General features: G+C 66.2%; 7 protein-coding genes. 1 reads left to right on the top strand and 6 read right to left on the bottom strand.

Annotated features, from left to right (window positions below):
- Nucleotides 1-298: 298 nt before the first annotated feature.
- Nucleotides 299-1912, bottom strand: a complete 1614-nt coding sequence (locus NZU74_10535) for an ATP-binding protein (GenBank protein ID MCS6881761.1) — start codon at nt 1910-1912, stop codon at nt 299-301.
- A gap of 418 nt (nt 1913-2330) precedes the next feature.
- On the opposite strand from NZU74_10535, the gene NZU74_10530 reads away from it, so the two are divergent.
- Nucleotides 2331-2618: a hypothetical protein gene (locus tag NZU74_10530; protein MCS6881760.1), complete on the top strand. Its 288-nt coding sequence runs from the start codon at nt 2331-2333 to the stop codon at nt 2616-2618.
- 382 nt (nt 2619-3000) lie between these two features.
- Here the strand turns inward: NZU74_10530 and NZU74_10525 are convergent, their stop codons facing one another.
- The 5 genes from NZU74_10525 to NZU74_10505 all read right to left on the bottom strand — a co-directional run bounded on the left by NZU74_10525 (nt 3001) and on the right by NZU74_10505 (nt 10423).
- Nucleotides 3001-5073 carry a hypothetical protein gene (locus tag NZU74_10525; GenBank protein MCS6881759.1) on the bottom strand — a complete coding sequence of 691 codons (2073 nt, stop codon included), beginning with the start codon at nt 5071-5073 and terminating at the stop codon, nt 3001-3003.
- A 69-nt stretch (nt 5074-5142) separates the two neighbouring features.
- Nucleotides 5143-6126, bottom strand: coding sequence for a MoxR family ATPase (locus NZU74_10520; protein MCS6881758.1), 984 nt, complete (start codon nt 6124-6126; stop codon nt 5143-5145).
- Nucleotides 6127-6365: 239 nt separating this feature from the next.
- On the bottom strand, nt 6366-7487 hold the full coding sequence (gene aroB / locus NZU74_10515; GenBank protein MCS6881757.1) for a 3-dehydroquinate synthase: 1122 nt from the start codon (nt 7485-7487) through the stop codon (nt 6366-6368).
- A complete protein-coding gene (locus tag NZU74_10510) occupies nt 7477-8715 on the bottom strand; it encodes a molybdopterin molybdotransferase MoeA (GenBank protein MCS6881756.1) in 1239 nt (412 codons plus the stop codon). The genes aroB and NZU74_10510 overlap by 11 nt, the downstream gene beginning before the upstream one ends.
- Before the next feature lie 310 nt (nt 8716-9025).
- Complete coding sequence (locus NZU74_10505; GenBank protein ID MCS6881755.1) at nt 9026-10423, bottom strand: ATP-binding protein; 1398 nt, start codon at nt 10421-10423, stop codon at nt 9026-9028.
- Between the last annotated feature and the right edge of the window lie 216 nt (nt 10424-10639).

The following is a 10639-nucleotide window of genomic DNA, read 5'->3' as shown; positions in this document are numbered from 1 at the left end:
CGTGTGGTTTCTTTTTATCCCTGCCGCGCTTGGGGGCTCACCGCCGCGGGCGTGGGGGTTTTGGTCAACGCTGTTTCCCCCACACCCCTCCAAACGAGTGAGGGAAGAGCATTGCAGGGCCTTTTACGCAACCGTTTGGGGAGGTGCGGAGGCGCGGCCCTCCGCGATTGGTTCCGCCCGCGGCGGCAGACAGTCCTCGTTGCGCCAGGGCGCCCGTCCGTCGCAGGCGGAATGAGAATTGCGGGGAGGCGCAGCCTCCCCGCGCCTCTCCAGACGCTAATCCGGGCGTGACTCATATCTACGTATTAGAACGGTCGTCTATAGCCTCTGCCTCGCGGCGCAGATCCACGAGCTTGCGACGCCCGAGGGGCAACGTAAACACAAAGCGCGACCCTTTGCCCACCTGGCTCTCGACCCAGATGCGCCCGCCGTGGGCCTCGACGATGGCGCGGGTGAGGAAGAGGCCCAGGCCGCTTCCCTGCGTCTCGCGGGCCAGGCGGTTATCCACGCGATAGAAACGGCGAAAGATCGCCTCGTGCTCCTCAGGCGGAATGCCAATTCCCTGATCGGACACATAGCAGACGGCAAAATCCTGCTCATCCCAGCCGCCGATGCGGATCGTGCCACCGTCAGGGCTGTACTTCACCGCGTTTGAAACCAGATTGGTGAGCACCTGGCGCACGCGCTCATAATCGGCGCGCACCGGCGGCATATCGTCAGGAAAGCGCAGTTCGAAGCGGTAGTTCTCGCCAGCGGTGGCGGCGAAGCCGCGCACCACCTCGGCGGCGAGCAGCGGCAGGGAGACATCGGTCAGTTCGAGGCGCAGACCGCCGGCCGTCAGGCGGGAAACATCGAGCAGGTCCTGGATCTGGCGCGCCAGGCGATCGGCTTCTTCCTCAATCACCGCCAGACCCTCGCGGTACTGTTCAGGTGTAAAGGTGACATCCTCGCGGCGCAGAGTGCCGGCATAGCCTTTAATAATGCTGACCGGGGTTTTCAACTCGTGCGAAATCACCGAAATGAAGGTGTTCTGCAACTCTTCTTCCTGTTTCTGGGCGGTAATATCGCGCACATTGGCAATCGCGCCGAGGAACTGCCCCTGCGGGCCGCGCTGGGGCGCGTAGCGGCTCTGGACGAACAACTCGCGCCCGTCGCGGGTGACAATACGGCCCTCCACCACAGGGTTGCTCAAATAGGGCAGGCGATTGAGCGGGCAATCCACCAGGCAGATATTGACCCCCTGAGGATTATGAATGGCGAGCACTTCGGCGCAGGGCCGCCCGATGGCCTCTTCGCGCGACCAGCCGGTGAGTTGCTCCATCGCCTTGTTAAAGGTGACGATCCGCCAGCGGCTGTCAATGATCATCACCCCGTCGGCTGACTGCTCGATGGTTGCATCAAGGCGCTGCTTTTCGCGCAGGACGCTCTGGTAGAGGCGCGCGTTGAAGACGGCGATGGCCGCCTGGTCGGCGAAATCCTGCAGCACCTGGCGGTCATTGGCCGAAAAGGCCACATTGAGGGCCGCGCGAAAGACGTAGATCACCCCCACCGGCGTATCGCGCAACACGAGGGGCAGAGCGATCATCTGGCGCAGGGTCAACCCCGTATCCGCGGCGATCTCGCGCAGCATCGCCTCGCCCCGCCGGGGGATCTCGGCGAGCGGCAGGGTCAGCAGCCGCGCGAAGGCGGGCCAGTATTCACGCGAGAGGTGCGCCGAGGCGCGAATCCGTAGCTCGTCGCTGCCGTCCTCATCGTAAAGTGCAATCAGCCCTGAGGTTCCGGCAGTCATTTCGACCGCATAGGTGATCACGAGCGAGAGAACGCTTACCAGATCAAGTTGCGCGGTCATCGCGCGGCTGATCTGCAGCAGATACTCGCGTTGTCGCAGGCGGTGGTCAATCGATTCAACCATCGGCAACCTCCGCCGGCAATTGTACCATAGCGCGCCGGGCACAAACATGTGTGGAACAAGACTTTACAATGCCATCCATGGGTCATGATGCTACATGTTAAACATTATCATGTAGTACATGAGCTATAAATGGCTGTCTCGGCCCACATGCGAACATGCTTCTTAGTGCTTCATGGCGCTTCAAAGAAGCAGTTATCCACAATGCCGGTGCGCGCCCATCGGCGCCTGGAATACTGTTTACAAATGCGACTCGACAGCCCGCCCGGTGCATGGTATGATGATAAAGACTTACACCTCTCGATTGACCAGGGCGTAAGTGTCCGCGTCTGACTGATTCCGCGATGGGGCATCCTGACTGGCCCCCGCTTCGGGTTTCAGAACGGCAAGACGCGGGCAGGGCGTTGGCAAGGAGCAACCCATGCAGCTTGATGTTTCCAGCAAGCGCGCCAGAAAGCTCATTCGTGAGCACGGGCTGACCGAGGAGGAGATCCAGCAGATTGTCGCCTCGGCGCGGATCAACCTTGCCACGTTCGATCCGGAATATCGCACCAACGTAACTCAGATCGCCGAGGAGCTGCGTAAGAGCCGCCCGACGATCTACGGATGGGCCGACCGCGCCATCGCGGCTACCATTCACTCGCTCCGTAATATTCGCACCGGTCGTCCGCCCAAGGAACGCGATCGCGGCAATGGCGCCGAGGGATGAAACGGCGGTCAGCGCAGGTGTCGAGTTGCCAGACGCAGTGGCGTAACCCTCCAGCCTGGGCTTTTATGGCCGGCCCGCAGGCAAGCGATTAGCCTGTAGCAGTTTGTCCTCACCCTCCCCCGCTATGCTCGCCGCCCCTCTCTCCCCGAATGACCCACAAGTTGAGAGAGGGGCGTTCCCAACATTCCTGCCTGTCTGAACCAGTAGGGGGCAGGCCGGTCGCCCCTGCTGGTTTGCGTGGCGACGCCCGACGCTCTACCGGCGCCGCCGGCCCCGCTGCCGTGTTCGGCATCAGGACGCGCTCGTGTAGAACAGCAGTCGGTAACGCGCTGTGACATCGGGTAAGGTATGGACTGTCGGTGGGGGAGTGAGGAACCTGGCTCTAGGGAGCGCGCGCAGCGGCAGCGGCGAAGAGGCGCCGGTGCGCCGCCAGGGTCTGAGTGTCAAATGGTTGCAAGTTCGCCGCCAGCGCCAGCACCTCCTCCCGCGAAAAGCCGCGTGCATCAAGCAGCAGACGGGTGAGGGGATCGCCCGCTGCACCGCCACTGTTCGCCGGTACAAGGTCTAACGCCATCGTATAGCGTTGCGTTCGCCCGGCCCGCAACGTTGCGCGCCAGGGGCCGATGGTCAACTCCTCACCCTCGACGGAAGCATCAGTGTTGAAGAGCAGCATCAGTTGCCGCCCCTCGCCAAGGTAGACCAGCGCCTGCGGCGGCGTCCGGCGCCGCCAGTTGCCCTCACCCCAGAGCAGCAAGGCCCGCTCGACGCCTGCGGGTGGTGCGGCGGGCATCCAGACGGGGATCTGGTTGTACGGGGGCGCCAGCAGTCGCGCCGGTTCGCCCAGGGCCCGCCGGTGGATGAGGGGCAGCGCCAGATCGGCGCTGCGATGTCGCCGTGCGTCGCTGAAATCTCCCACGCCGGTCCACGCCCGGTTAATCGAGAAAACCTGCTCCTGCGGAGTAACCGCGCGCTCTTCGACCAGGCGCCAGGTGACCCGGCTGGTCTGGGCGGCGCCATCCGGACCGGCCAGTTCGGTCACAGAGCGGAGCTGGCCATTGTCCGCGTCAATTCCCAGGAGGACGGTCACCCGCTCCGCGCCGGTTTCGGCAGTATCGGGCGGTAATCCCAGCGGGCTGACGCCGGTGAAGCTGAGGATCTGCAAGGTATGCGCCCCGTCGCGCTGGCGGCCCAGGGCGCGCAGATTGGCGGCGCTGCGGGCCTGGTGCAAATAACTGCGCGGAAGCGACCAGGGGCCGCTGGCCAGGCGCAGCGCCAGGGCGCGTTGCTGGGCGGTGGCGTCGAGCTCCTCAACCAGCAGAGCGGGCGCTTCAGGGCGGGCCGGGATGGGCAGCGGCCCGTAGAGGGCGGAGGCGAAGAGCGCGTCAAGAGCGTAGTAGAGGCGCGAGGACCCGTCGCCGAGTTGCAGTTCGTAGGGCGCGCCGCCGTCGGTGTGGGTCAATTGCAGGCGGTGGCGCGCCGGATTGCGCGGGTCGAGCCACATCTCGGCCCGCAGGGGCGCGATAGGTACATCGTCGAAGTACCACAGGGTTTCGTAGCGCCGGTGCCAGGCCGCGTTGTGATCGGGCGGCTGGCCGTAACGTTCGAGGGCTCGCGCCACAAGGGCGCCGGCATCTACCGGAGCGCTCTCCTGGCGTTCGACCACCCGCGCCGGTTCGCGCCGAAAACCGGGCAGCACCAGGGCCGCAATGAGGGCCAGCACTGCCAGCGGGGGCAGGGCCAGGCGCAGGCGCGGACCCAGGCGCCGTGCCGGGCGCCCCTGGTCCAGCAGACGCTCGCGGAGCGTGGCGGGCAGGGGCCGCTCGCGGAACGCGGCGCGCAGGGCCGTTTCCACCTGGCGGGTGATCTCGCCCCAGGCGCGATCAAAGGCTCGACAGAGGGCGCACGCGGCCAGGTGACCCCGGATGACCGACCCGTAGCTCGCCCCGGTTGCCGGGTCAACCAGGGCCGCGCGCGTGGCCTCGCAGCGTTCGTCCTCGATCCGGTCGGGCAGACTGGTTCCGGCAGCGGGACCGAGGGCGCGCACGGCGGCGATCAGCATGGCCCGGGCGGCGTCTTCGTCCAGGTCGAGCGCCTGGCCAATCCGGGCGCCGTCGTAGCCCAGCAGCAGGTGCAGCCCCAGGGCCAGGCGCTGGTCGAGCGGCAGATGGTGCAGGGCAAAGGTCGAAAAAACCAGGCGTGGCCCGCGCCGGAGGCGCCGCTGCCCCATCCGTTGCTCGGCGACCCGTGCCACGGTGACGAGCCGGGCCAGCACATCGGTCTCGGCGGGGAGTTGCGCGGGCGGCTGCTCTTGCCAGGAGCGCGAGAGGTCGCGTGTGGCGCCGAGCAGAATCGTCGCGGCGGCGCGCTCATCGCCGCCGGCCAGCAGCGCCATATGGTAGAGCCGATCGCCGTAGGCAGCCAGGGTTTGTTCCAGCAACGCTGATGGCGTGATCATACATCTCCGCGCGGCTTCACCGCGGGACGCCATATACGGCAATCCAAAATCCAAAATCCAAAATTAGAATTAGCGGCTCACAACCGCGCCCGCGCGATCGAAACGCCGCCCGGCGCGCGCGCCGGGCACGGCCACCGCGCCCAGGATTTCGTCAATCACGGCTCCAGCGGTGACGTTGCGAATGCGAGCCGCCGGGCTGATAATCATGCGATGGCCGAGCACTGCTCCCGCCAGGGCCTTAATGTCATCGGGAGTAACGAAATCGTGCCCGCGCATCGCCGCCCGCGCCTGAGCCGTGCGATAGAGGGCGAGGGAACCGCGCGCGCTGGCGCCCAGGTAGACATCCTCGTGATGGCGCGTGGCGCTAACCAGAGAAACGATGTATTCCTCGATCAGGTCGTCAACGTAGACCTCGGTAATGGTCCGCTGCAACTGGAGCAGTTCGTCAATGTCGGCGACCGGTTGAAGCGAATCGAGGGGATGGGCCTGGCGCTGCCGCTTGAGGATGGCGATCTCGTCAAGACGCTCGGGATAACCCAGATGCAGGCGCAGGAGAAAGCGGTCGAGCTGGGCTTCGGGCAGCGGGAAGGTGCCCTCGTATTCAATGGGATTCTGGGTGGCGAGCACGATAAAGGGCGCGGGCAGGACGTAGGTCTCGCCATCAACGGTGATCTGGCGCTCTTCCATCGCCTCCAGCAAGGCGCTCTGGGTCTTGGGCGTTGCGCGGTTGATCTCGTCGGCAAGCACGATCTGCGCGAACACCGGTCCGGGGCGGAACTCGAACTCGCGGCTCTGCTGGTTGAAGATCGAAACGCCGGTCACGTCGGAAGGCAGAAGGTCAGGGGTGAACTGAATGCGCTTGAAGCTGCACCCGATTGAGCGCGCGATACTCTTGGCCAGCACGGTCTTTCCGGTGCCGGGTACATCTTCGAGCAGCACGTGGCCGCGGCATAACAGCGCTACCAGCACCAGTTCCACAGCCTGGCGCTTGCCCACGATCACCTGATCAACATTGTTGATGACGCGATCAGCGAAGGCTTTGACGCTATCCAATACGCACCTCGGTGTGGAAGGTTCAATCCCGAAGTGCAGTATACCACTGTCCCGTGCGCGCATCCGGCGCCCGTGTCGTTTTGGGTTGGCGTCTTTTTTGCAACCGCGGGGCGCCCCTAGAGACAGCCCGCCGGGCCGTCTCTGTCTCGTGCGCGCATCCGGCGCACGTGTCATTTTGGGTTGGCGTATGTTTTTGCACCGGGGCGCGAACGCGGTGACAGGCATCCGGGGGCGCGCGTCTACCCGTCGAGGACGGCGCGCACGGTCGTTTCGGGCACGTCGTCGCAGACCGTGACGCTGCCGATGGCCGTCGGCAGCACCCAGCGGATGCGCCCGGCGCGCACTTTTTTATCGCGCGACATCAGGGCGAGCAGGGCTTCGAGATCGACATCGGATGGAAGGTTGGCGCTCAGGCCATAAGCCGCGAGCAGGCGGCGCTGCCGTTCGACGAGGGCGAGGTCGCAGAGGCCCATAGCGGCGGCGATGCGCGCCTCGATGTCCATGCCAATGGCCACCGCCTCCCCGTGAAGCAGGGCCCAGTCGCCTACCAGGGCTTCAACAGCGTGACCGATGGTGTGCCCGTAGTTGAGGGTGATGCGTTCGCCCTGCTCGCGCTCGTCGCGATTGACCACCTCGACCTTCACCGCCACGGCGCGCCGGATCAGGCTGGTAAGGCGGTCGGTCAGTTCCCGATCCTCGGCGTCCCAGCCGCCGAACCCTGTGTCGGTCCAGCCGCGCTCGGCGGCGAGGCGCTCAAGCTCGGCGAAGAGGCCAGCCTCACGGATGACGCCGTGTTTGATCACTTCAGCCCACCCGGCGCACAACTCGCGATGCGGCAGGCTGGCGAGGGTGTCGGTATCGGCGAGCACCAGGCGTGGTTGGTGGAAGGCGCCGATAAGATTCTTGCCCAGCGGGTGGTTGATGCCCGTCTTGCCGCCCACGGCCGCGTCTACCATAGCCAGCAGGGTGGTGGGCAGTTGCACCACGGCGATGCCACGCAGCACCGTCGCAGCGGCATAGCCCGCCAGGTCGCCTACCACGCCGCCGCCGAGGGCCAGCACCACGTCGCGCCGTTCCACGCCGTTGCCGATCATCCAGTCGTACAGCCGCCAGAGTTGCTCCTGGCTCTTGCTGGCTTCACCGGAGGGTACGGTGTAGCGCTGCACCTGATACCCCGCCTGGCTCAGCCGGGCGGCCAGCGATGCGCCATGGGTTGCGGCCACTGCCGCGTCGCTCACGAGCCAGAGGGCGCCACGGAGATCAAGGGCGCCGAGCCGGTCGGGCAACTGGCTCAGCGCGCCCGCCGCGACGATCACGGGGTAGGCGCCGGAGGGAGTGGCAACGGTAAGCTCAGGCATCATAGATCGGTCCCGTCAGCAGAGCCTCCAGTTCGGCGCCAGCGGGGCGCTCGCGGTCGCCAGGGGGGACAATCAGCAGCCCGTTGGCCCCACGAAGCGAGAGCAGGCGCGAACTGCCCTGCGCGCCCGTCGTGGTTGCCAGCAAGCGCCCATTGACCTGGCGCACCACGATGCGCTGATACTCAGGACGATCAGGGGCGGGGCGCACCGGCGCGGCCAGCGTGACGCGCACGCGAGGGCGCATGGGCCGCGCATCGCCTTGCAGCGCGCGTAGCGCCGGGCGCACAAAGACCTCGAATGAGACCAGCGATGAGACCGGGTACCCCGGCAGTCCAAAGATCAACTTGTCGCTGGTAGTGGCGAAGGTCGTAGGTTTGCCGGGCTTGAAGGCCACCCGGCCAAAATGGATCGTCCCGATCTCGGCCAGGATGGTCTTGATCAGATCGCGCGTTCCCATACTCGCGCCGCCGCTGGTGATCAACACATCGGCCTGCTCCAGACCGCGGAGAACGGCTTCCTGCTGCGCCGCCAGGTCATCGCGGACAATTCCCAGCGACCGGGTTTCGCAGCCGGCCTCACGGGCCGCGGCGAGCAGGGCATAGCGGTTGGAGTCGCGCACGCCGCCGGGAGGGCGCGGCGTACCCGGCTCGACGATCTCGTCGCCGGTGGAGAGCACCGCCACGCGGGGCCGGCGGTACACGCGCACGCGGGTGAGACCAAGGGCGGCTAGCAGGCCCACTTCGGGCGGGCCGATCACGCTCCCTTGCTCCAGCACCACCGCGCCGCGAGCAATATCCTGACCCGGCGTATGGACGTACTCACCCGGCTGCACGGCGCGTTGCACACGCAGCACCCCGTCACGTTCCTCGGTGAACTCCACGGGAATCATGGCATCGGCGCCGGCAGGCATAGGCGCGCCGGTCATGATCCGGGCGGCCATGCCAGGGCCGATGGCCAGCTCCGGGGTGACGCCAGCGGTCAATTCGGCCACGACGCGCCGTTCGGCCAGTCCGTCGGCAGCGCGCAGGGCATAGCCGTCCATCGCGGCCCGGGGGCCATCGGGCACGGCTTCGGGCGAGCGAATGGTTTCGGCCAGCACACGTCCATCGGCGGTGAGCGCGTCAACCTCCTCCGTATCGAGAGGCGCGGCGCGGGAGAGGATCAGACGCAGCGCCTCGTCAATCGACACCAGCGGGTAGGGCGACTCGCGCAGCATTTCGTGCATGGTCATACTCCGGTGGTAGTGAGAGGCGCCGGTGATCCCCTGTCTCCGTGACAGGTCTCCGTTGTAGAAGCGACGCTTCCCGCATCGTTCCAATATCTGCTCGCCAGGGCGCGCTAGGGGCGACCGGACGGTCGCCCCTAACTGTCGGTGCTTAAACTTCGTAGGGGAAGGAGCGGGGCATGCGGGGTCGAAATCCTTGTCCTTGCGAAGGTGTAAAGCCTCGGTTCAAGCCAGCTTGCAGACTTCACCTCCACATCTCTACATCCGAGATGTAGGGACAACCCTGACGCCTCCGCCACCCTTACTTACGTTTATTCTACCACGGCAGGGTGAAGCGCACCGTGGCGCCCTGGCCCGGTGCACTCTCGGCCCAGATGCGCCCGCCGTGGGCCTCGACGATGCGCCGGGCGATGGCTAGCCCCAGACCGGCGCCGCCGCTGGCACGCGAACGCGAGGGATCGGCCCGGTAGAAGCGGTCAAAGATCCGTGGCAGATCCTCTGGCGCGATGCCGTTGCCGGTGTCGCGCACTTCGAAGAGCGCTTCGGACGGACCGGATCGCACCGCCAGGGTCACGACTCCGCCTGGAGGGGTGTGGCGCAGGGCATTGTTGACCAGATTCCCCAGGACCTGAGAGATCCGCTGCGGATCGGCAGTCAACTCCGGCGCCGTTTCCGCCTCAACGCGCAGTTCAATATTCCGTTCCCCGGCCTGCTGGGCGAAGGAGGCGCGGGCGTCTTCCAGCAGCCGCGCGGGGTTGACCGGCTCGGTGTGCAGGGCCAGTTGCCCGGCATCGGCCAGGGCCAGCAGGCGCAGGTCTTCGATCAGGCGCTCCAGCAGCGCCACCTTGTCGAGCAGGCCGTCAATCTGCTCGGTCTCGGCGCGATACACCCCGTCCTGGATGCCCTCCAGCCGGCCCTTGATGATCGAGAGGGGAGTCCGCAACTCGTGGGCCACATCGGCGGTAAGCTGGCGGCGCTGGCGGTCGGAGTCCTCCAGGGCGTCGGCCATCTGGTTGAAACTGCGGGCCAGGTCGGCCACCTCGCGCACCAGGCCGGGCTGTACGCGCACCCGGAGATTGCCAGCGGCCATCGAGCGAGCCGCCGCGTCGAGCTGGCGCAGGGGCGTGCTGATGCGGCTTGAAAAGAAGGCTGCCAGCGCGATCAGGATGGCCGCCAGGCCCACGCCGGCGCCCAGAATGCTGCGGGCCAGCGTCCCGGCGCCCTGCTGGTCGCCCGGCGCGCCCCGGTACACCAGCACCAGCGCGCCGACCTGGTCGCCACGGAGCATGATCGGCACTGAACGCACTGTCAGACCGTCGTTGCGACTGATGGGCAGGGGGATGTCGCCGGGCAAAACGATGCCTGTGAGCGACGGTTGGACGGGTGGCGGTTCACCCCAGGCTGATGGGCGCAAGGTAACCACGCGGCCCTGGGCGTCGAGCAGAGCCACGCTCTCCAGATTGGCCGGCCGCAACTCCCGCTCAAGAGCGCGCAACCGAATGTCAACCCCGGTCCAGGCGCCGTTGCGTTCGTACAGGCGGGCCAGCCGGCGCGCCTCGGCGCGAGTGAGCACTTCGGACCGCACGCCCCACTCGGTCCGGGCGCGCTGATCGTTCTGTCCTGTCAGCCAGAAGAGCAGGAGCATGCCCCCCACCCCGAGCACGATCACCAGGGTAAAGGCGGTCAACATCAAACTAAAAATGCGTGGACGCATAATTCGGATTGTGGATTTTGGATTTTCGATGGCCGTATATGGCTTTCTAATGCGACCCGGGGACGATGCACCCGCGACCCGTTCAACAGAAACTAGTCCAGGACTACGGTTCGTTGCGCGGTCTTTCAGGGCGAGGCATGGAGGGCTGCGCCTTCCCGCGCCTCGCCCGACGGTAGTTCAGGTGTATGAACCGGGCGCTCTGCTCTCTTCCGTCCG

This window comes from Chloroflexaceae bacterium (assembly GCA_025057155.1).
Taxonomy (GTDB): Bacteria; Chloroflexota; Chloroflexia; order Chloroflexales; family Chloroflexaceae; genus JACAEO01.
Note: the sequence above shows the minus strand (reverse complement) of the source record. Positions and strands in the feature narration are given on the sequence as shown.

What these genes read in the sequence shown, in the direction of transcription:
- NZU74_10510 (MCS6881756.1), bottom strand. Translation starts at nt 8,715, where the DNA reads ATGACCATGCACGAAATGCTGCGCGAGTCGCCCTACCCGCTGGTGTCG.
- NZU74_10505 (MCS6881755.1), bottom strand. Translation starts at nt 10,423, where the DNA reads ATGCGTCCACGCATTTTTAGTTTGATGTTGACCGCCTTTACCCTGGTG.
- aroB (MCS6881757.1), bottom strand. Translation starts at nt 7,487, where the DNA reads ATGATGCCTGAGCTTACCGTTGCCACTCCCTCCGGCGCCTACCCCGTG.
- NZU74_10525 (MCS6881759.1), bottom strand. Translation starts at nt 5,073, where the DNA reads ATGATCACGCCATCAGCGTTGCTGGAACAAACCCTGGCTGCCTACGGC.
- NZU74_10535 (MCS6881761.1), bottom strand. Translation starts at nt 1,912, where the DNA reads ATGGTTGAATCGATTGACCACCGCCTGCGACAACGCGAGTATCTGCTG.
- NZU74_10530 (MCS6881760.1), top strand. Translation starts at nt 2,331, where the DNA reads ATGCAGCTTGATGTTTCCAGCAAGCGCGCCAGAAAGCTCATTCGTGAG.